We start from the raw sequence: 19,555 nt of genomic DNA on the forward strand, positions 1-19,555 counted from the left end.
AAATGTATCTCCCCCCACACATGAGCTTAGCGTTACTCGTAAAAGCAGCAGGACGCCGCGACCAACGGCCCGCCGCGCCACAGGCGGTGCAATCAGGGTTTCCCTCGATGGACAGGGGTCATGTATGCTAGGCCGTTCACCATACTTGACACCGGATTGCCGATGCAGCGGTTTGATCGCTGCCTGGATAAGGTCTCCCATTTCTCAGCGCAAAGTAGCCATGCACGAACTCTATCAGCCCCGCGAAATCGAAGCCGCCGCCCAGTCTTACTGGGATGAGCGAAAGTCTTTTGAAGTCAGTGAACAGCCAGGCAAGGACACGTACTACTGCCTATCGATGTTCCCGTACCCAAGCGGCAAGCTACATATGGGCCACGTGCGCAACTACACCATCGGTGACGTGATCGCCCGTTACCAGCGCATGCTCGGCAAGAACGTGCTGCAGCCAATGGGTTGGGACGCCTTCGGCATGCCGGCGGAAAACGCCGCGATGAAGAACAACGTCGCCCCGGCCAAGTGGACCTACGAAAACATCGAATACATGAAAACCCAGCTCAAGAGCCTGGGCCTGGCATTCGACTGGTCGCGAGAAGTCACCACCTGCAAGCCGGACTACTACCGCTGGGAACAGTGGCTGTTCACCCGCCTGTTCGAAAAAGGCGTGATCTACCGCAAGAACGGTACCGTGAACTGGGACCCGGCCGACCAGACCGTACTCGCCAACGAGCAGGTCATCGACGGCCGCGGCTGGCGTTCGGGCGCGCTGATCGAGAAGCGCGAAATCCCGATGTACTACTTCAAGATCACCGACTACGCCGACGAGCTGCTGGAAAGCCTCGATGAGCTGCCGGGCTGGCCTGAGCAGGTCAAGACCATGCAGCGCAACTGGATCGGCAAGTCCCGCGGCATGGAAGTGCAGTTCCCCTACGATCAGGCCAGCATCGGCCACGCCGGGGCCCTGAAGGTCTTCACCACCCGTCCGGACACCCTGATGGGCGCCACCTACGTGGCCGTTGCCGCCGAACACCCGCTGGCCACCCAGGCCGCCCAGGGCAACCCCGAGCTGCAAGCCTTCATCGATGAGTGCAAGAGCGGCAGCGTCGCTGAAGCCGACATCGCCACCCAGGAGAAAAAGGGCCTGGCCACTTCGCTGTTCGTGGAGCACCCGCTGACCGGCGAAAAACTGCCGGTGTGGGTCGCCAACTACGTGTTGATGCACTACGGCGACGGTGCGGTCATGGCTGTTCCGGCTCACGACGAACGCGATTTCGAGTTCGCCCACAAGTACAACCTGCCGGTCAAGGCGGTGATCCGTACCAGCGCTGGCGATGAAGTCGGCAGCGAGTGGCTGGTCGCCTACGGCGAGCATGGCCAGCTGATCAATTCCGGCGCATTCGACGGCCTGGACTTCCAGGGCGCCTTCGACGCCATCGAAGTGGCACTGATCAAGAAAGAGCTGGGTAAATCCCGCACCCAGTTCCGCCTGCGCGACTGGGGCATCAGCCGTCAGCGTTACTGGGGCTGCCCGATCCCGATCATCCACTGCCCAGCCTGTGGCGATGTTCCAGTACCGGAAGACCAATTGCCGGTCACCCTGCCAGAAAACGTCGTCCCCGATGGCGCCGGCTCGCCGCTCGCGCGCATGCCCGAGTTCTACGAGTGCAGCTGCCCTAAATGCGGCACCGCGGCCAAGCGCGAAACCGACACCATGGACACCTTCGTCGAGTCGTCCTGGTACTTCGCCCGCTACGCCTCGCCTAACTACGAAGGCGGCATGGTCGACCCGAAAGCGGCCAACCACTGGCTGCCGGTCGACCAGTACATCGGCGGTATCGAACACGCGATCCTGCACCTGCTGTACGCGCGCTTCTTCCACAAGCTGATGCGCGACGAAGGCCTGGTCACTTCCAACGAGCCGTTCAAGAACCTGCTGACCCAGGGCATGGTCGTCGCCGAAACCTACTACCGCGTTGCCAGCAATGGCGGCAAGGACTGGTTCAACCCGGCCGACGTCGAAATCGAGCGCGATGCCAAGGCCAAGATCATCGGCGCCACGCTGAAGACCGACGGTCTGCCGGTCGAGATCGGCGGCACCGAGAAGATGTCCAAGTCCAAGAACAACGGCGTTGACCCGCAGGCGATGATCGAAGCCTACGGCGCCGACACCTGCCGCCTGTTCATGATGTTCGCCTCGCCACCGGACATGAGCCTGGAATGGTCCGACTCCGGTGTCGAAGGTGCCAACCGCTTCCTGCGCCGCGTCTGGCGCCTGGCTCAGGCCCACGTAGCCCAGGGTCTGCCGGGCAAGCTGGACATCGCCAGCCTCGATGACGGGCAAAAAGTGATCCGCCGCGCCATCCACGCTGCCATCAAGCAGGCCAGCACCGATGTCGGTCAGTTCCACAAGTTCAACACCGCCATCGCCCAGGTGATGACCCTGATGAACGTGCTGGAAAAGGCCCCGCAAGCCAGCGAACAGGACCGCGCCCTGCTGCACGAAGGCCTGGAAGCCGTCGCCCTGCTGCTGGCACCGATCACCCCGCACATCAGCCATGAGCTGTGGCAGCGACTGGGTCACCAGGGCGCCGTGATCGACGCCGCCTGGCCGGTGCTGGACGAAAGCGCCCTGGTCCAGGACAGCATCGTCCTGGTCATCCAGGTCAACGGCAAGCTGCGTGGCCAGATCGAAATGCCGGCCGCGGCCAGCCGCGAGGAAGTCGAAGCCGCCGCCCGCAGCAACGAGAACGTGCTGCGCTTCACCGAAGGCCTGAGCATCCGCAAGGTCATCGTGGTACCGGGCAAGCTGGTCAACATCGTCGCCAACTGACAGGAAACGCCGGCCCGCCATAGCGCGGGCCGGCGCACAGAATCGGCCCACAAGGGAGCTACAACATGATCAAACGCAATCTGCTGGTAATGGGCCTGGCCGTCATGCTCAGCGCCTGCGGTTTCCAGCTGCGCGGTACTGGCAACACGGAACTGGCGATAAAGGAACTGGACCTGAGCGCGCGTAACGCCTACGGCGAAACCGTGACCCAGCTGCGTCAGGCCCTGCAGAGCAGTGGCGTCAACGTCCACGCCGGCGCTCCTTACAAGCTGGTGCTGACCAACGAAGCCGAGAGCCAGCGTGCCGCTACCTATGCCGGTGGTTCAGGTCGGTCCGCCGAGTATGAGCTGACCACCGTGCTGAGCTACAGCATCGAAGGCCACAACAACACCAACCTGCTCAACGACAAGCTCGAAGTGCGCAAAATCTATGTGCATGACGGCAACAACATCACCGGATCGCAACAGGAAGCTACGCAAGCCCGTGGCGAAATGCGTCGCGATCTGGTGCAGAACATGGTCGTGCGCCTGCAGTTGCTGACCCCGAGCCAGCTCGACAGCCTGCAGCAAAAGGCTGACGAACGCGCCAAGGCCGAAGCCGACGCCCTGGAAGCCGCCCGCCGTGCCCAGGACGAAACGCCTCAGCAATCGCCGCTGCAACTGCCGGTCAACTGAGAATGAACGGGGCACTTCGGTGCCCCGTCTGCCATCATGAAACTCACTCCCGCCCAGCTCAACAAACACCTGCAAGGCAGCCTCGCGCCGGTCTACGTGATCAGTGGCGATGACCCGCTGCTGTGCCAGGAAGCCGCCGATGCCGTGCGTGCCGCGGCACGCCAGCAAGGTTTCGATGAACGCCAGGTGTTCAGCGCCGATGCCAACTTCGACTGGGGCACCCTGCTCCAGGCCGGGGCCAGCCTGTCGCTGTTTGCCCAGCGCCGTGTGCTCGAACTGCGTTTACCCTCCGGCAAGCCCGGCGACAAAGGCGCGGCGGCGCTGATCGAATACTGCTCCAACCCCGCTGAAGACACCCTGCTGCTGATCAGCCTGCCCAAACTCGATGGCAGCGCGCAGAAGACCAAGTGGGGCAAGGCACTGATCGAAGGCCAACACGCCCAGTTCGTACAGATCTGGCCGGTAGACAGCCACCAGCTGCCGCAATGGATCAGCCAGCGCCTGTCCCAGGCCGGGTTGAGCGCCCAGCGCGACGCAGTTGACCTGATCGCCGCCCGGGTTGAAGGCAACCTGCTGGCGGCGGCCCAGGAGATCGAGAAGCTCAAGCTGCTGGCCGAAGGCAATCAGATCACGGTCGAAACGGTGCAGGCGGCGGTAGCCGACAGCGCCCGTTTCGATGTTTTCGGCCTGGTCGATGCGATTCTCAATGGCGAGGCGGCCCACGCCTTGCGCATGCTTGAGGGATTGCGCGGCGAAGGTGTCGAGCCACCCGTGATTCTCTGGGCCCTGGCCCGGGAGCTGCGCCTGCTGGCCGGACTTGCCCAGCAGTTCAGCCAGGGCGTGCCGCTGGACAAGGCTTTCAGCCAGGCCCGGCCACCGGTCTGGGACAAGCGCAAGCCATTGATGAGCAAGGCCCTGCAACGCCATTCGGCGCAGCGTTGGAGTCAGTTGCTGCAAGATGCCCAGCGTATCGACGCACAGATCAAGGGCCAGGCACAGGGTTCGGCCTGGACCAGCCTGGCGCGCTTGTCGTTGTTGATGGCCGGGCAGCGCCTGGCGTTGCCGGCGGAGTGAAGCCGGGGGCTGCTTTGCAGCCCATCGCTGGCAAGCCAGCTCCCACGACCGTCCCTGTGGGAGCTGGCTTGCCAGCGATGGCTTCAACGCCTATATTGCGCCCCACACCCACCCCAGCAGGATTCCCTGTCATGAGCAAAAAACCCGCAAAACCCGGGCCCAACAAGGCCAAATCAATCGTTGCCCAGCCTCTGTTCCGTAGCCGCCAGGAACCCGCAGGCAAAGGCAAAGGCAGCTACCGCCGCGAAGCCTTCCAATCGAGAGATTGGGAGGCTTCTTACTTTTTGGCCGCATAAAGGCAAGAATTCGGCAGGCATGGTATGGTCGACACCTGACCTGAAATACCTGGACCTGTGCATGCCCCTTTGTCTTTCCCGTCGCTGGCAACCTCGTCAGCTGATTGCCGCCTCCAGCCTCATCCTGCTTGTCGCCTGCGCGGAAAAACCCACCGCCGCCGATGCACTGCCGCTGGCCCCTGCCCAGCCTGCTCCGGTAGTCACCCTGCCCAACCCCGCCGTCGACACCAGCACTGAAATCCAGCCGCTGCAAACTTTTGCCCAATGGCAGGCAGGCTTCCGTCAGCAAGCCCTGCAAGCGGGCATCAACGCCAGCACCTTCGACAGCGCCTTCCTCGGCGTCACGCCTGACATGGACGTGATCAAGGCTGACCGCAGCCAGCCGGAGTTCACCCGGCCGGTATGGGAATACCTCGATGGCGCGCTGTCGCCGCTGCGCGTTCGCAATGGCAAGGGCCTGCTGGAAAAACACGCTGAACTGCTGAGCCAGATCGAACAACGCTATGGCGTTGATCGCAACGTGCTGGTGTCGGTGTGGGGCATGGAAAGCAACTTCGGCCAGTTCCAGGGCAACAAATCGGTGATCCGCTCCCTGGCCACCTTGGCTTATGAAGGCCGCCGCCCGGCTTTTGCCCAGGCGCAGCTGATCGCGGCCCTGCAGATCCTGCAAAACGGTGATATCCAGCCCGACGCCATGAAAGGCTCGTGGGCCGGCGCCATGGGCCAGACCCAGTTCATCCCCACCACCTACAACACCCATGCCGTGGACTTCGATGGCGATGGCCGTCGCGATATCTGGAACAGCTCGGCTGACGCCCTGGCCTCCACTGCCCACTACCTGCAGAGCTCCGGCTGGAAACGCGGCGAGCCTTGGGGTTTTGAGGTGCAGCTGGCGCCTGGCTTCGATTACTGGCTGGCGGATGGCAGCCAGCGCAAGACAGTCTCCGAATGGCTGCAACTGGGGCTGAAACTGCCTGCCGGCGTACGTCTGCCTACCGGTAGCGAGCAGCTCTCTGCCGCCCTGTTGCTGCCGGCCGGTTATCGCGGCCCGGCGTTCCTGGTGCTGGACAACTTCCGCGCGATCCTCAAGTACAACAACTCGTCGTCCTACGCCATGGCCGTCGGCCTGCTTGGCCAACGGTTCGACGGCTCGGGTTACATCGCCGGATCCTGGCCCAAGGACGACTTGCCGCTGAGCCGCAGCGAGCGGGTCGAATTGCAGACCCTGCTCAGCGCCCGCAACTACGACGCCGGGGCCGCCGACGGCATTATCGGCGCCAACACCCGCAAGGCCATTCGCAGCGCCCAGCAGGCGATGGGCTGGCCTGCCGACGGCTATCCGACGCACAAGCTGCTGGATAGCCTGCGCCAGCGTTGATCCCTAATCGCGGGGCAAGCCCGCTCCTACACAGGTAGGAGCGGGTTTGCCCCGCGGATGGCGCTCAAACAGATCCTGCTCAAGGCGCAAACACTTGCCATCGGCATCCAGACACACCCTGGCCCCCATCGGCAAGGTCAGGTTCGGGTCGCAATGACCACTGCGCCATCCCCCCAACACCGGCACCTGCAACGGCTCGAAGAACTGACGCATCAAGGGCGCCAGCGCCTGCAGCGTGATCCCGGCAAAATCCCCGACCAGCACGCCACGAATGCCTTCAAGCTTGCCCGCCAGGCGCAACTGGGTCAGCAGGCGATCGACCCGGTACAGCGGTTCGTTAACGTCTTCAACAAACAGGATACCGCCGCCACACTGTATTTCTGCGGGTGTCCCCAGGGTCGCGCACAACAGTGACAGATTACCGCCCAGCAAGGGCCCGCTGGCCGCGCCTGGCAGGATGGTGGTCAACGGCCAGGCCTGCGGATGCTCAATGACATCGCCAGCGCTCAAACGGCCGCTGAGCTGCTCGAACAGCGACGCCAGGGTCGGTTCCTGCTTGTTACCCAGCAATTCCGACTTGAGCATGGCGCCGTGGAACGACACGAACCCGGCATGACGGGCAATGGCCGTGTGCAGCGCGGTGATGTCGCTGTAGCCGACCAAAGGCTTGGGGTGACGGCGCAGCAGGCCAAAATCGATGTTGTCCAACAGGCGCATGCTGCCGTAGCCACCGCGCAGGCAGATGATGGCATCGACATCCTCGGCAGCGAAGGCGCTGTGCAGATCTTGCAACCGCTGCGCATCGCTACCGGCCAGGTAGCCCTCGGCGGCGGTCACCCCCGGGTAGATCCGGCAACGATAGCCGCGCGCCTCGAACCACTGGTTGACCTTGAGCGTATCGACCTGGGCAGGACCTGCCGGGGCAATGATTGCAATCAGCCCACCTGCCGGCAAGGCCGCCGGCAGGGGCTGGGCATTCGTCAACAGGCCGGCCTGTTGCGTGAAGGGAAGGTTCATCCAGACGACTCCTTGTGTGGACTGATCCGTCCACAGTAAATCAACGATCCGTTCGACGGCGCAAGGAAGCCTTGCCGCAAACAAAAATGCCGATGCCGCAGGGTAGCGGGCATCGGCATTGAGGCACGGCGGCGTCGATCAGAGCTTGATCTTGGCCTCGTGCGCTTGCTGGTCAGCATGGTACGAAGAACGCACCAGCGGGCCGGAGGCGACGTTCTTGAAGCCCATCTTGTAGCCTTCTTCGGCGAACCAGGCGAAGGTGTCCGGGTGCACGAAACGCTGCACCGGCAAGTGGCTACGCGACGGCTGCAGGTACTGGCCGAGGGTCAGCATGTCGATGTTGTGCTCGCGCATGCGGTGCATCACTTCGATCACTTCTTCGTCGGTTTCGCCAAGGCCCAGCATCAGCCCGGACTTGGTCGGTACATGCGGCACCAGTTCCTTGAACTTCTGCAGCAGGGTCAGCGACCACTGGTAGTCCGAACCCGGACGCGCAGCCTTGTACAGGCGAGGCACGGTTTCGAGGTTGTGGTTGAACACATCCGGCGGGGTCTCGGCGGTGATCGCCAGGGCCACATCCATGCGCCCGCGGTAGTCCGGCACCAGGGTCTCGAGCTGGACGCCCGGCGACAGTGCGCGAATTTCACGAATGCAGTCGGCAAAGTGCTGGGCACCGCCATCACGCAGGTCGTCGCGGTCCACCGAAGTGATCACCACGTACTTCAGGCGCAGGTCGGCGATGGCCACGGCAAGGTTCTTTGGCTCGTCGACGTCCAGAGGCTTGGGCCGGCCATGGCCGACGTCGCAGAACGGGCAACGGCGGGTGCAGATGTCACCCATGATCATGAAGGTGGCGGTGCCGCCAGAGAAGCATTCGCCCAGGTTCGGGCACGAGGCTTCTTCGCAGACGCTGTGCAACTTGTGTTTGCGCAGCAGTTGCTTGATACGGTCGACTTCCGGCGAAACCGGAATACGCACGCGAATCCAGTCAGGCTTTTTTGGCAGCTCGTCGGTGGGGATGATCTTCACCGGGATACGCGCGACTTTTTCCGCGCCACGCAGTTTGACACCCGCCTCGACCTTCGGCCGTGGCGCTGGCGTCACGCTTTGCACTGGTTCTTGCACAACAGTAGTCATATTCAGAAGATTCCGCCCGTAAGGGTCGTCTGCTCAGCATAGTCGAGGTGCTTGACCAGCTGCCCGCGCAGCCTTGCCCTTACCTCAGAGAGTTCGATCGAGCCTGCCTGATCGCGCAGCTGGGTCATGGCCAGCCCCGCATACCCGCAGGGGTTAATCCGGCGGAATGGCGCAAGGTCCATGTCCACGTTCAGGGCAAGGCCGTGGAACGAACAGCCATTGCGAATCCGCAAGCCGAGGGAGGCGATTTTCGCCCCTTCGACATAGACGCCCGGCGCATCGGCCTTGGCCGCCGCCTCGACGTTATAACTGGCCAACAGCTCGATCAGGCAGCGCTCAATGCGGCTGACCAGATCGCGCACGCCAAAGCCCAGGCGGCGCACATCCAGCAACAAGTACGCCACCAGCTGGCCCGGGCCGTGATAGGTCACCTGGCCGCCGCGATCGGTCTGCACCACCGGGATGTCACCCGGTACCAGCAGATGCTCGGCCTTGCCGGCCTGACCCTGGGTAAACACCGCCGGGTGTTCAACCAGCCATACCTCATCCGCCGTGCCGGGGCCACGCTGGTCGGTGAACCGACGCATGGCCTCCAGCACCGGCTCGTAAGGCAGCAGGCCGAGGTCGCGAAAGCCGAGGCAATCGGGCATCAGAGCACCATTTTCACGATTCCGGTCGCGCGCAGGGCGCTGTTGATATCGTGCAGCTGGTCTTCACCGGTGGCGACGATGTGCAGTTGCACCGTGGTGTACTTGCCTTCCTTGCTCTGGCGTTCGGCCAGGGTATTCATGTCGACCGTGGCGTACTTCTTCAGGATCTCGATCACCGTGTCCTTGAAATTGACCACGGTGTCACCGATGACCTTGATCGGGTAATCGGCGCAGGGGAATTCGATTTTGTGCGATTTGTCAGCTTCGGTCATGGCAGTAACGGCCTCGTAAGCCGTGGCAACAACAACGCCCCCGCGTGAGTGGGCGGGGGCGTGGCAGGTCACGATATCAGTTGAACAACCCGTAGAAGAATAGCCGAATGCTATCCCACACACGACGGAAGAAACCACCTTCCTCGACGCCATCCAGCGCGATCAGGTCGGCACTGTGGACAACCTTGTCATCCAGTTTGACTTCCACTTTACCGATCACGTCACCTTTGTTGATCGGAGCGATCAATTGCGGGTTCATGGTCATGCTTGCGGCCAGCTTTTTCAATTGGCCTTTAGGCAAAGTCATGCTCAGATCCTGAGCCAGACCGGCTTTGACCTGGTTGGTCGCCCCTTTCCATACCGGCGCCTGGGCCAGTTCGGTACCCTTCTGGTAGAAAGTCTGGGTTTCGAAGAAGCGGAAGCCGTAAGTCAGCAGTTTCTGGGTTTCGGCCGCACGCGATTGCTCGCTGTTGGTACCGAAGACCACGGCGATCAGGCGCATGCCGTCACGTACCGCCGAAGACACCATGCAGTAGCCGGCTTCGTCGGTGTGGCCGGTTTTCAGGCCGTCGACGGTCTTGTCGCGCCACAGCAGCAGGTTGCGGTTAGGTTGCTTGATGTTGTTCCAGAAGAACTCCTTCTGCGAGTAGATCGCGTAGTGAGCCGGGTCTTCGTGGATGATCGCGCGTGCCAGCACCGCCATGTCGTGAGCCGACGAGTAGTGCTCGGGGTTCGGCAGGCCGGTCGGGTTCATGAAGTGGCTGTTGCTCATGCCAAGATCGGTAGCGGTCTTGTTCATCATGTCGGCGAAAGCGTCTTCGCTGCCGGCGATGTGCTCGGCCAGGGCGACGCTGGCGTCGTTACCCGACTGGATGATGATACCGTGCAGCAGGTCGCTGACGCTGACCTGGGTGCCAACCTTGATGAACATCCGCGAACCGCCGGTACGCCAGGCGTTTTCGCTGACGGTGACCGGGTCGTTTTCGCCGATCTGCCCGCGACGGATATCCAGGGTCGCGATGTAGGCGGTCATCAGCTTGGTCAGGCTCGCCGGAGGCAGACGCTGGTCACCATTGTTCTCGACCAGGATGTTGCCGCTGGAGGCTTCCATGAGCACGTAGGACTTGGCAGCCAGTTGCGGCGGCGACGGCATCATCTGCTCTGCCGCGAAGGCGGCAGGGGCAATCATCAGCGGTACAAGCAGGCAAAGGCGTTTGGCAAAGCTGGTTATGTTCATCCGTCTCTCGAAATGGCTAATGGGCTCATGCCCTCATGGGCAAAACGTTTACAGGCGCATGGCCTGACGGGCAAAACCGCCATTGTACATGGCGGCTGCGCCCGGCTGCATGACAAACCGATCAGTCCCCCCGATCAGTCTGCCGTGACGACTTTGGGCTGCCCCAGATTGGCCAGCCGCACGCTGTCCTGCATCTGCTGGGCTTCGCCCTGGCTGTTGATCGGCCCCAGGCGGACCCGATGCAGGGTCTGCTGGTTACGCACCACCGAACTGATGAAGACCGGCGCGCTGACCATGCTGCTGAGCTTGGAGCGCAGCAGTTCGGCGGCGTCCGGGTTGGCAAAGGCGCCGACCTGCAAGTAAAGACCATTGCTGGCCAGGCCATTATTGCTGGCGACCTGTACCGGGACCACGGCGGCGGCGTGCTGCTGCGGTGGCGGAGTCCATTGTTCGACCGTACCGGTGCTGGCCGGCAGGGCCTGGGTCTGGGCCACTTGCGGCTGGTCGAGCACCATCGGCGCCGCTTGGCCACGCTGAGCCCACCATTGTTTCGGGTCGATACCCTCGACGCGCACCCGCGCGGTACCGGTTTCGGCATAGCCGAGCTTCTTCGCCGCCGCGTAGGACAGGTCGATGATGCGGTCGGAATAGAACGGTCCGCGGTCGTTGACCCGCAGGATCACGCTACGGTGGTTGTCGAGGTTGGTGACCTTGACGTAGGCCGGCAGCGGCAGGGTCTTGTGCGCCGCGCTCATGCCGTAGAGGTCATAGACCTCGCCGTTGGCGGTGTTCTGGCCGTGGAACTTGGTGCCGTACCAGGACGCCGTGCCCTCGGCGCGGTAGTTGCGCGAGTCGGGGATCGGGAAGTAGGTCTTACCCAGTACGGTGTAGGGGTTGGCCTTGTAGTTGCCGGTGTGCACGGTCGGCGTGGCATCGGGGATCTTCGAGACATCGACATCCCACCAGGGCGCGCCGTCCTTGTGGGCCCGGTTGATGTCCAGCCCGGGCTTGGCCCGCACCACATTGGCATTACCCTGGGTAGAGGTGCTCGGGCGGCTGCTCGAGCAGCTCACCAGCACCAGGCCCAGGGCGGCGCAACCAAGCATTTTCAGCGATGTAGCGGAGAACATTACACGCATTACTTGGCGCCCCGTGCTTGAACCAGCAGGTCCGAGAGCTGATGCACTGCCATGGCATACATCACGCTGCGGTTATAGCGAGTGATCGCGTAGAAGTTTTTCAGGCCCAGCCAGTATTCGGGGCCATTGTCGCCTTCGAGCCGGAAGGCGGTGACCGGCAGATCATCGCGCAGCGCATCATGACTCGACCAGCCCAGTGCCCGCAACTCCCCGACCGTCTTGACCGCGTCGATACCCGGGCTCAGGCCCTCATCGACACGTTCGCCACGTACCGTGGCACGGCTGACCACCTGCTCGCCAGCGACCCAGCCATGGCGCTTGAAGTAGCTGGCAACGCTGCCAATGGCATCGTCCGGGTTGTTCCAGATATTGATGTGGCCGTCGCCGTCAAAGTCCACGGCGTAGGCGCGAAAGCTGCTCGGCATGAACTGCGGCAGGCCCATGGCGCCAGCATAGGAGCCTTTGAGGGTCAGCGGGTCGACCTGCTCTTCACGGGCCAGCAGCAGGTATTCGCGCAGCTCCTTGCGGAAGAATTCGGCGCGCGGCGGGTAATCGAAGCCCAGGGTCGACAGCGCGTCGATCACCCGGTAGTTGCCGGTGTTGCGGCCAAAGAAGGTCTCGACACCGATGATCGAAACGATCACCTGGGCCGGCACGCCGTATTCCTGCTCGGCGCGGGCCAGGGTGGCCTCATGCTGGCGCCAGAAGTCGACGCCACGGGCGACCCGGGCGTCGGTGAGGAACATCGGCCGGTAGTCCTTCCAGGGTTTTACCCGTTCGGCCGGACGCGAGATCGCATCGAGGATCGACTGCTTGCGCTGAACCTCGCGAAACACCCCCATCAGCTGCTCACCGGCAAAACCGTAGTCGCGGGTCATTTCGCCGACGAACTCGGCCACCTGGGGCGAGCCGTCATAGTCGCCGGCAGAGGCACCCTGCACCCCGCCGAACAAACCCAGAAAGCCGACCCAAGGCGCGCAACGAGCCGCCCAGCCACGCATTGCTTGCATGTAATTCTTCACCTTATTCAAACCTGCGCAATCCATTTGCGATGCGTATGGATCGACATTAAAACTCCAAACGCTGACAGCAGCGTCACCAACGAAGTTCCGCCATAACTAATGAAGGGCAGCGGCACACCCACTACAGGCAACAAGCCGCTGACCATTCCGATATTGACGAACACATAAACAAAGAAGGTCATGGTCAGGCTGCCGGCCAGCAACTTGCCGTAGAGCGTCTGGGCCTGGGCAGTAATCACCAGGCCACGGCCGATCAACAGCAGGTAGATGAGAAGCAGCGCGCAGATGCCGACCAGGCCGAACTCTTCGCCGAGCACGGCGATGATGAAGTCGGTGTGGCTTTCCGGCAGAAAGTCCAGGTGCGACTGGGTGCCCAGCAGCCAGCCCTTGCCGAACACCCCGCCCGAGCCGATCGCCGCTTTCGACTGGATGATGTTCCAGCCGGTGCCCAGCGGGTCGCTTTCCGGGTCGAGGAAGGTCAGTACCCGTTGCTTCTGATAGTCGTGCATGACGAAGAACCACATGGCCACCGCCACCGGTACCGCCGCCGCCACCACGCTAAGGATCCAGCGCCAGCGCAGGCCGCCCATGAACAGCACGAAGGCGCCGGAGGCCAGGATCAGCAAGGCGGTGCCGAGGTCTGGCTGACGCACGATCAGGATGAACGGCACGCCGATCATGATCAGGCTGATCATCACGTGCTTGAGGTGCGGCGGTAGCGAACGCTTGGCCAGGTACCAGGCGATGGTCGCCGGCATGATGATCTTCATGAATTCCGAGGGCTGGAAGCGGATCACCCCGGGGATGTTGATCCAGCGCGTGGCGCCCATGGCGTTGTGGCCCATGACGTCGACCACCACCAGCAGGATCACCCCGACCACGTAGGCCAGGGGCACCCAGCGCGCCATGAAGCGCGGTTCGAGCTGGGCAATGACGAACATCGATACCAGGCCGATGCCGAAGGAACTGGCCTGCTTGAGCAGCAGGTCCCAGTTCTTGCCGCTGGCCGAATAGAGGACGAACAGGCTGCCGGCCGCCAGGGTCAGCAGCAGGATCAGCAACGGTCCGTCGACATGGATACGCTGCAGGAAGCTGGCGCGACGACGCATCACGTCCTCGCTGGAAAGCATGCGATCGAAATTGTTCTTCACTGGGCCGACTCCTGAACAACGGTGGCGGGAGCGAACTCGGATTTGAGCCGGCCGTTCTCGTCGAGCAGCCAGGCGTCCATCACCTGCCGCATCACTGGCGCTGCGACGCGACCACCGGCCTCGCCGTTTTCGATCATGACCGAGACCACGATCTTCGGGTTCTCTGCCGGGGCGAAGCCGACGAACAGGGCGTGGTCACGGTGGCGTTCCTGAACCTTGTTGCGGTCGTACTTCTCGCCCTGCTTGATCGCTACCACCTGGGCGGTGCCGCTCTTGCCGGCAATCCGGTACTGGGCCCCGGCGGCGGCGGCGCGTGCGGTACCGCGGGCGTTGTGCATCACCTGCTCCATGCCGTGGGTGACCCTGGCCCAGTCGGACTTGTCGCGCAGCACAATGTCTTCCATCGGGTTGTCGTCCACCGGCGGCTGGCCTTCGATGGTCTTGGCCAGGTGCGGACGGTACCACTTGCCCTTGCTGGCGATCAGCGCGATGGCCTGGGCCATCTGCAACGGCGTGGTCTGCATGTAGCCCTGGCCGATACCGAGGATCAGCGTCTCACCCGGGAACCAGGCCTGGCGGCGGGTGGCGCGCTTCCATTCGCGGGTCGGCATCAGGCCGGCGGACTCCTCGAACATGTCGAGGGAGACCTTCTGCCCGAGACCGAACTTGTTCATGTAGCTGGACAGACGGTCGATGCCCATCTTGTGCGCCAGGTCGTAGAAGTAAGTGTCGTTGGAGCGCATGATCGCCAGGTCCAGGTCGACCCAACCGTCGCCGCTGCGGTTCCAGTTGCGGTACTTGTGGTCATAGTTGGGCAACTGGTAGTAGCCCGGGTCGAACACCCGGCTGCTGGCCGTGACCACGCCACTGTCGAGGCCGGCGATGGCCACTGCCGGCTTGATGGTCGAACCCGGTGGGTACAGCCCACGCAGCACGCGGTTGAACAGCGGGCGGTCGATCGAATCGCGCAGGTCGGCGTAGGCCTTGAAGCTGATACCGGTGACGAATGGGTTAGGGTCGAAGCTCGGCTGGCTGACCATCGCCAGCACTTCGCCGGTATTCGGATCGAGCGCGACGATAGCACCGCGTCGCCCGCCCAGTGCGGCTTCGGCGGCCTCCTGCAGCTTGATGTCGAGGCTCAGGACGATGTCCTTGCCGGGGATCGGGTCGGTGCGCTTGAGCACCCGCAACACCCGGCCACGGGCATTGGTCTCGACCTCTTCGTAACCCACCTGGCCGTGCAGCTCCGGCTCGTAGAAGCGCTCGATGCCGGTCTTGCCGATATGGTGAGTGCCGCTGTAATTGACCGGATCGAGGGTTTTCAGCTCTTTCTCGTTGATCCGCCCAACATAGCCGACCGAGTGGGCAAAGTGCGCACCCTGCGGGTAATGGCGCACCAGCTGGGCAACCACCTCAACACCCGGCAAGCGGAACTGGTTCACCGCAATACGGGCGATCTGCTCTTCGGTCAACTCGAACAGGATCGGCACCGGCTCGAACGGCCGGCGCCCCTGGCGCATGCGCTTTTCGAACAGGGTGCGGTCATCCGGGGTCAGTTCCAGCACCTCGACGATTACGTCGAGCACCTGCTGCCAGTCGCCGGAGCGCTCGCGGGTCATGCTCAGGCTGAAGCTTGGCCGGTTGTCGGCGACAATCACCCCGTTGCGGTCGAAGATCAGCCCGCGGGTCGGCGGAATCGGCTGCACATGCACCCGGTTGTTTTCCGACAGGGTCGAGTGATAGTCGTACTGGATCACCTGCAGGTAATACAGGCGGACGATCAACACGCAGATCAGCAGGACGATCGCCACTGCACCGACCACGACGCGGCTACGCACCAGACGGGCGTCTTTCTCGTGATCCTTGAGGCGAATCGGCTGCGACATTGAAAAGGCTTAAGGCTTATTTATGGTAGGGGTGCCCGGACAGTACGGTCCAGGCGCGGTACAGCTGTTCGCCGATCAGTATCCTTACCAACGGGTGGGGCAGTGTCAGTGGCGACAGCGACCAGCGCTGCTCGGCCCGCGCGCAGACTTCCGGCGCCAGCCCTTCGGGGCCGCCAACCATGAAGTTGACAGTACGCGAGTCCAGGCGCCAGCGGTCCAGCTCGACCGCCAGTTGCTCGGTACTCCAGGGCTTGCCATGGACCTCCAGAGTGACAATCCGTTCCCCTGGCTGGACCTTGGCGAGCATGGCCTCGCCCTCCTGACGAATCAGGCGGGCGACGTCGGCATTCTTGCCCCGGGTATTGAGCGGTATTTCCACCAGCTCCAACGACAGCTCAGAGGGCAGGCGCTTGGCATATTCATGCCAACCGTCCTCAACCCACTTGGGCATGCGCGAGCCGACCGCGATCAAACGCAGACGCACGAGCCTTCCTTATTCCCGATCTTTCAGCTTGTCTGAAAACTCGTGGGCATGATCCGGGCTGTGGTGTTTGCCATCAGCTGAGCGGCTCTGCTCCGCACCCAGCCACAGGCGCTCGAGATCGTAGAACTGACGGGCAGCGGCGGTCATCATGTGGACGATGACGTCGTTCAGGTCGAGCAGGACCCAGTCGCTGTCGCCCTTGCCTTCTTCGCCCAGCGGCTGCACGCCCTTGGCCTTGACCTGCTCGCGGACCTTTTCCAGCATCGCGCTGATCTGGCGGTTGGAGGTACCGGTGGCGATGATCATGTAATCGGTCAGGCTGTGCTTTTCACGCACGTCGATAACCTGGATGTCCTGGGCCTTGACGTCTTCCAGGGCGGATTTGGTCAGTTCGACCAGCTCTTCGGCGCTGACGGCGTTGTGTTTTTGCTTGGTCATATAAAACTCATTCAACTCAATAGTATGAGGCGCTTTTCAGCGCCCTCAGTTCGGCGCACGGTAAAGGTTGTGCGCATCGATGTAGGCCAGTACTGCGTCCGGCACCAGAAACCGCACCGACTTGCCGCTGGCCAGCAGCTGTCGGATCTGCGTGGCTGACACCGCAAGCGGCGTCTGCCAGACGAATGCAATATTCCCGGCAGGCCCTTCGAGGGCCTGCGGATCACTGACCGAGCGTGCGGCCAGCAGGTTGCGCAAGGCATCCGGCGGCTCGACGTCGGCATCCGGGCGTTGCAGCACCAGGATGTGACAATGTTGCAGCAATTCTTCCCAACGGTGCCAACCGGGCAGGCCGCAGAACGCATCCCAGCCCAGCAGCAGAAACAGTTGCTCCGAGGCGGCCATTTCGGCGCGCATCAGCTCCAGCGTTTCAATGGTGTACGACGGCTTGTCGCGGGCAAGCTCGCGGGCATCGACCGACAGCGTTGGCACACCCTGTACGGCGCACCGGACCATCGCCAGACGGTCCTGGGCCGATACCTGCGGTGTGTCGCGGTGCGGCGGGCGGGCGTTGGGCATCAGCCGCAGCTCGTCCAGCGCCAGCACTTCAGCTACCTCCAGCGCACTGCGCAGGTGGCCGATGTGCACGGGGTCGAATGTCCCGCCGAGCACGCCGATGCGCCGGGCGGGCGACAGCGTCGAAACGTGGGCGGGCGGTTTGCGCTCGGCCAAGTCAGAGCGACTCCTGTCCGCGCAGTTGACCATCGCCGATCACCACGTACTTCTCGCAGGTCAGGCCTTCCAGGCCAACCGGGCCGCGGGCGTGCAGCTTGTCGGTGGAAATACCGATCTCCGCGCCCAGGCCGTACTCGAAACCGTCGGCAAAGCAGGTCGGGGTGTTGATCATCACCGAGGACGAATCGACCTCGGCCATGAACTGGCGAGCCTGCGCCTGATGTTCGGTCACGATGGAATCGGTATGGTGCGAGCCATAGTGATTGATATGTTCGATGGCCTGGTCCAGGCCGTCGACCACGCGAATCGACAGAATCGCCGCGAGGTATTCAGTGTTCCAGTCCGCCTCGGTCGCCGGCACCGCCTCGATAATCTCGAGGGTGCGCTCGCAACCACGCAGTTCGACACCTTTTTCCCGAAATTGGCGGGCCATTTCCGGCAAGAATTCGGCCGCTACCGACTGATCGACCAGCAGGGTTTCCATCGCCCCGCAGATGCCGTAGCGGTAGGTCTTGGCGTTGAAGGCGATGCGCCGGGCCTTGTCCAGCTCTGCATGCTCGGCCACATAGACGTGGCAGATGCCGTCCAGGTGCTTGATCACCGGCACCCGCGCGTCGCGGCTGATGCGCTCGATCAGGCCCTTGCCGCCACGCGGCACGATGACATCGACAAACTCCGGCATGCTGATCAGCGCGCCGACCGCTTCGCGATCGGTGGTTTCCACCACTTGTACCACCGCCGCCGGCAAGCCGGCCTCGGCCAGCCCGCGCTGGATGCAGGCGGCAATAGCACGGTTGGAGTGGATGGCCTCGGAGCCGCCACGCAGGATGGTGGCGTTGCCGGACTTGAGGCACAGGCTGGCGGCGTCGATGGTCACGTTCGGACGCGACTCGTAAATGATGCCGATTACACCCAGCGGTACGCGCATCTTGCCAACCTGGATACCCGATGGCCGGTAGCTCATGTCGCGGATCGCGCCGACCGGGTCCGGCAGGCTGGCCACCTGGCGCAGGCCGACAATCATGCCGTCGATGCGCGCCGGGGTCAGTGCCAGGCGCTCGAGCATGGCCGGTTCCAGGCCGTTGGCCCGGCCAGCGGCCAGGTCCAGCTCATTGGCGGCGGTCAGCTCGGCGCGGGCAGCGTCCAGCGCGTTGGCGGCGGCTTGCAGGGCGCGGTTCTTCTGCGCGGTGCTGGCACGGCCGATCACGCGCGACGCCGCGCGGGCAGCGCGACCCAGGCGGGTCATGTAGTCAAGAACGGACTCAGTCATGGGCTCAGTGGTCTTGGCGAAGGGGAAAATCGGATGATTATAACTGTCGCGTGGTCCCACGCCCAGCGGTGACAGGCGGATGGTCGAAAAGAGTGCTGATATTGGCCATTCAGGGTTGGTTAAGACAGAAATTGCTATCATCGCCCACCTGCCCACCCGCGAACCCCGCCAGCATGCCCGATTCTGCCCCCTGCCCGCTCAAGGCCTTGCCCGACAGTTTCTTCGACCGCGACGCCGGGGAACTGGCCAGGGCTCTGCTGGGCAAGGTCATCCGCCACCGTCACGGCCCGTACTGGCTGGCGGCGCGGATCATCGAGACCGAGGCCTACTACCTCACCGACAAGGGCAGCCACGCCTCGCTCGGTTACACCGAGAAACGCAAGGCGCTGTTCCTCGACGGCGGGCACATTTACATGTACTACGCCCGCGGCGGCGACTCGCTGAACTTCAGCGCCCACGGGCCGGGCAATGCTGTGCTGATCAAGTCGGCCTACCCCTTCGTCGACGCCCTTTCGGATGACAACAGCCTGGCGCAAATGCAACTGAACAACCCCGACGCCAGCGGCCAGGCGCGCCCGCCCGAGCGCCTGTGCGCCGGGCAGACCCTGCTGTGCAAGGCCCTGGGCCTGAAAGTTCCGCATTGGGACGGCAAACGCTTCGATGCCGAGCAGCTGTTTGTCGAGGACTGCGGTATCAAAGTGAAACAAATTATCCAGACCACCCGCCTGGGGATTCCCCACGGCCGTGATGAACATCTGCCCTACCGGTTCGTCGACGCCGACTTCGCCCGCCATTGCACACGGAACCCGCTGCGCCGGGGCCAAGTCGAAGGCCGGGATTACTTCTTACTGACACAAGGAAACTGACA

The 19,555-nt window shown here is 63.1% G+C and carries 19 protein-coding genes; 6 read left to right on the top strand and 13 right to left on the bottom strand.

Translation table 11 applies throughout. From position 1 onward, the window contains the following. The first annotated feature begins 220 nt into the window (after positions 1-220). From leuS to ABM562_RS08225, 5 genes are all read left to right on the top strand, one after another. On the top strand, positions 221-2,827 hold the full coding sequence (gene leuS, locus ABM562_RS08205; RefSeq protein WP_460421381.1) for a leucine--tRNA ligase: 2,607 nt from the start codon (positions 221-223) through the stop codon (positions 2,825-2,827). Positions 2,828-2,892: 65 nt separating this feature from the next. Next, positions 2,893-3,501 carry an LPS-assembly lipoprotein LptE gene (locus ABM562_RS08210; protein WP_346617147.1) on the top strand — a complete coding sequence of 203 codons (609 nt, stop codon included), beginning with the start codon at positions 2,893-2,895 and terminating at the stop codon, positions 3,499-3,501. A gap of 36 nt (positions 3,502-3,537) precedes the next feature. Beyond that, the gene (gene holA, locus ABM562_RS08215) at positions 3,538-4,575 is read left to right on the top strand and encodes a DNA polymerase III subunit delta (RefSeq protein ID WP_115085164.1); all 1,038 of its coding nucleotides are present in this window, start codon (positions 3,538-3,540) and stop codon (positions 4,573-4,575) included. A gap of 131 nt (positions 4,576-4,706) precedes the next feature. Then, on the top strand, positions 4,707-4,871 hold the full coding sequence (gene arfA / locus ABM562_RS08220; RefSeq protein WP_038998593.1) for an alternative ribosome rescue factor ArfA: 165 nt from the start codon (positions 4,707-4,709) through the stop codon (positions 4,869-4,871). A 61-nt stretch (positions 4,872-4,932) separates the two neighbouring features. Further along, on the top strand, positions 4,933-6,249 hold the full coding sequence (locus ABM562_RS08225) for a lytic murein transglycosylase (RefSeq protein ID WP_115085269.1): 1,317 nt from the start codon (positions 4,933-4,935) through the stop codon (positions 6,247-6,249). Between the two features lie 3 nt (positions 6,250-6,252). Here ABM562_RS08225 and ABM562_RS08230 read toward each other — a convergent pair whose 3' ends face one another. The 13 genes from ABM562_RS08230 to ABM562_RS08290 all read right to left on the bottom strand — a co-directional run bounded on the left by ABM562_RS08230 (position 6,253) and on the right by ABM562_RS08290 (position 18,687). Beyond that, a complete protein-coding gene (locus ABM562_RS08230; protein ID WP_346617148.1) occupies positions 6,253-7,266 on the bottom strand; it encodes a S66 peptidase family protein in 1,014 nt (337 codons plus the stop codon). 138 nt (positions 7,267-7,404) lie between these two features. Continuing rightward, entirely contained in the window at positions 7,405-8,403 is a 999-nt protein-coding gene (gene lipA / locus ABM562_RS08235; protein WP_010222903.1) for a lipoyl synthase, read from the bottom strand. A gap of 2 nt (positions 8,404-8,405) precedes the next feature. Continuing rightward, the gene (lipB, locus tag ABM562_RS08240; protein ID WP_115085162.1) at positions 8,406-9,053 is read right to left on the bottom strand and encodes a lipoyl(octanoyl) transferase LipB; all 648 of its coding nucleotides are present in this window, start codon (positions 9,051-9,053) and stop codon (positions 8,406-8,408) included. Then, a complete protein-coding gene (locus ABM562_RS08245) occupies positions 9,053-9,325 on the bottom strand; it encodes a DUF493 domain-containing protein (protein WP_460421384.1) in 273 nt (90 codons plus the stop codon). The genes lipB and ABM562_RS08245 overlap by 1 nt, the downstream gene beginning before the upstream one ends. A gap of 76 nt (positions 9,326-9,401) precedes the next feature. Continuing rightward, on the bottom strand, positions 9,402-10,562 hold the full coding sequence (locus ABM562_RS08250) for a D-alanyl-D-alanine carboxypeptidase family protein (protein WP_100782774.1): 1,161 nt from the start codon (positions 10,560-10,562) through the stop codon (positions 9,402-9,404). 134 nt (positions 10,563-10,696) lie between these two features. Then, on the bottom strand, positions 10,697-11,701 hold the full coding sequence (locus ABM562_RS08255; RefSeq protein ID WP_115085160.1) for a septal ring lytic transglycosylase RlpA family protein: 1,005 nt from the start codon (positions 11,699-11,701) through the stop codon (positions 10,697-10,699). Continuing rightward, on the bottom strand, positions 11,701-12,711 hold the full coding sequence (gene mltB, locus ABM562_RS08260; RefSeq protein WP_233674441.1) for a lytic murein transglycosylase B: 1,011 nt from the start codon (positions 12,709-12,711) through the stop codon (positions 11,701-11,703). Before mltB ends, ABM562_RS08255 begins: the two co-directional genes overlap by 1 nt. A gap of 17 nt (positions 12,712-12,728) precedes the next feature. Continuing rightward, positions 12,729-13,832: a rod shape-determining protein RodA gene (rodA, locus tag ABM562_RS08265; protein ID WP_166675638.1), complete on the bottom strand. Its 1,104-nt coding sequence runs from the start codon at positions 13,830-13,832 to the stop codon at positions 12,729-12,731. 38 nt (positions 13,833-13,870) lie between these two features. After that, positions 13,871-15,760 (bottom strand): penicillin-binding protein 2, encoded by a 1,890-nt coding sequence (mrdA, locus tag ABM562_RS08270; RefSeq protein ID WP_115085158.1) that lies wholly within the window; start codon positions 15,758-15,760, stop codon positions 13,871-13,873. A gap of 16 nt (positions 15,761-15,776) precedes the next feature. Then, the gene (gene rlmH, locus ABM562_RS08275; RefSeq protein WP_010222895.1) at positions 15,777-16,244 is read right to left on the bottom strand and encodes a 23S rRNA (pseudouridine(1915)-N(3))-methyltransferase RlmH; all 468 of its coding nucleotides are present in this window, start codon (positions 16,242-16,244) and stop codon (positions 15,777-15,779) included. 9 nt (positions 16,245-16,253) lie between these two features. Continuing rightward, positions 16,254-16,682: a ribosome silencing factor gene (gene rsfS, locus ABM562_RS08280; protein WP_115085156.1), complete on the bottom strand. Its 429-nt coding sequence runs from the start codon at positions 16,680-16,682 to the stop codon at positions 16,254-16,256. Positions 16,683-16,727: 45 nt separating this feature from the next. After that, positions 16,728-17,447, bottom strand: a complete 720-nt coding sequence (gene nadD, locus ABM562_RS08285; protein ID WP_460421388.1) for a nicotinate-nucleotide adenylyltransferase — start codon at positions 17,445-17,447, stop codon at positions 16,728-16,730. Continuing rightward, positions 17,416-18,687: a glutamate-5-semialdehyde dehydrogenase gene (locus tag ABM562_RS08290; RefSeq protein ID WP_115085154.1), complete on the bottom strand. Its 1,272-nt coding sequence runs from the start codon at positions 18,685-18,687 to the stop codon at positions 17,416-17,418. The genes nadD and ABM562_RS08290 overlap by 32 nt, the downstream gene beginning before the upstream one ends. A 173-nt stretch (positions 18,688-18,860) precedes the next feature. Between ABM562_RS08290 and ABM562_RS08295 the strand changes: the two genes are divergently transcribed. Then, positions 18,861-19,553: a DNA-3-methyladenine glycosylase gene (locus ABM562_RS08295; RefSeq protein ID WP_115085153.1), complete on the top strand. Its 693-nt coding sequence runs from the start codon at positions 18,861-18,863 to the stop codon at positions 19,551-19,553. The last annotated feature ends 2 nt before the right edge of the window (positions 19,554-19,555 follow it).

It is taken from the genome of Pseudomonas sp. ZL2, from assembly GCF_054788455.1.

Excerpts from the sequence above, each read along its gene's own strand:
- mrdA (WP_115085158.1), bottom strand. The coding sequence starts at position 15,760 with ATGTCGCAGCCGATTCGCCTCAAGGATCACGAGAAAGACGCCCGTCTG.
- rodA (WP_166675638.1), bottom strand. The coding sequence starts at position 13,832 with ATGCGTCGTCGCGCCAGCTTCCTGCAGCGTATCCATGTCGACGGACCG.
- leuS (WP_460421381.1), top strand. The coding sequence starts at position 221 with ATGCACGAACTCTATCAGCCCCGCGAAATCGAAGCCGCCGCCCAGTCT.
- ABM562_RS08250 (WP_100782774.1), bottom strand. The coding sequence starts at position 10,562 with ATGAACATAACCAGCTTTGCCAAACGCCTTTGCCTGCTTGTACCGCTG.
- ABM562_RS08210 (WP_346617147.1), top strand. The coding sequence starts at position 2,893 with ATGATCAAACGCAATCTGCTGGTAATGGGCCTGGCCGTCATGCTCAGC.
- nadD (WP_460421388.1), bottom strand. The coding sequence starts at position 17,447 with ATGGTCAACTGCGCGGACAGGAGTCGCTCTGACTTGGCCGAGCGCAAA.
- ABM562_RS08245 (WP_460421384.1), bottom strand. The coding sequence starts at position 9,325 with ATGACCGAAGCTGACAAATCGCACAAAATCGAATTCCCCTGCGCCGAT.
- ABM562_RS08290 (WP_115085154.1), bottom strand. The coding sequence starts at position 18,687 with ATGACTGAGTCCGTTCTTGACTACATGACCCGCCTGGGTCGCGCTGCC.
- arfA (WP_038998593.1), top strand. The coding sequence starts at position 4,707 with ATGAGCAAAAAACCCGCAAAACCCGGGCCCAACAAGGCCAAATCAATC.
- rsfS (WP_115085156.1), bottom strand. The coding sequence starts at position 16,682 with ATGACCAAGCAAAAACACAACGCCGTCAGCGCCGAAGAGCTGGTCGAA.
- ABM562_RS08225 (WP_115085269.1), top strand. The coding sequence starts at position 4,933 with ATGCCCCTTTGTCTTTCCCGTCGCTGGCAACCTCGTCAGCTGATTGCC.
- holA (WP_115085164.1), top strand. The coding sequence starts at position 3,538 with ATGAAACTCACTCCCGCCCAGCTCAACAAACACCTGCAAGGCAGCCTC.
- ABM562_RS08230 (WP_346617148.1), bottom strand. The coding sequence starts at position 7,266 with ATGAACCTTCCCTTCACGCAACAGGCCGGCCTGTTGACGAATGCCCAG.
- ABM562_RS08295 (WP_115085153.1), top strand. The coding sequence starts at position 18,861 with ATGCCCGATTCTGCCCCCTGCCCGCTCAAGGCCTTGCCCGACAGTTTC.
- mltB (WP_233674441.1), bottom strand. The coding sequence starts at position 12,711 with ATGCAAGCAATGCGTGGCTGGGCGGCTCGTTGCGCGCCTTGGGTCGGC.
- lipA (WP_010222903.1), bottom strand. The coding sequence starts at position 8,403 with ATGACTACTGTTGTGCAAGAACCAGTGCAAAGCGTGACGCCAGCGCCA.
- lipB (WP_115085162.1), bottom strand. The coding sequence starts at position 9,053 with ATGCCCGATTGCCTCGGCTTTCGCGACCTCGGCCTGCTGCCTTACGAG.
- ABM562_RS08255 (WP_115085160.1), bottom strand. The coding sequence starts at position 11,701 with ATGCGTGTAATGTTCTCCGCTACATCGCTGAAAATGCTTGGTTGCGCC.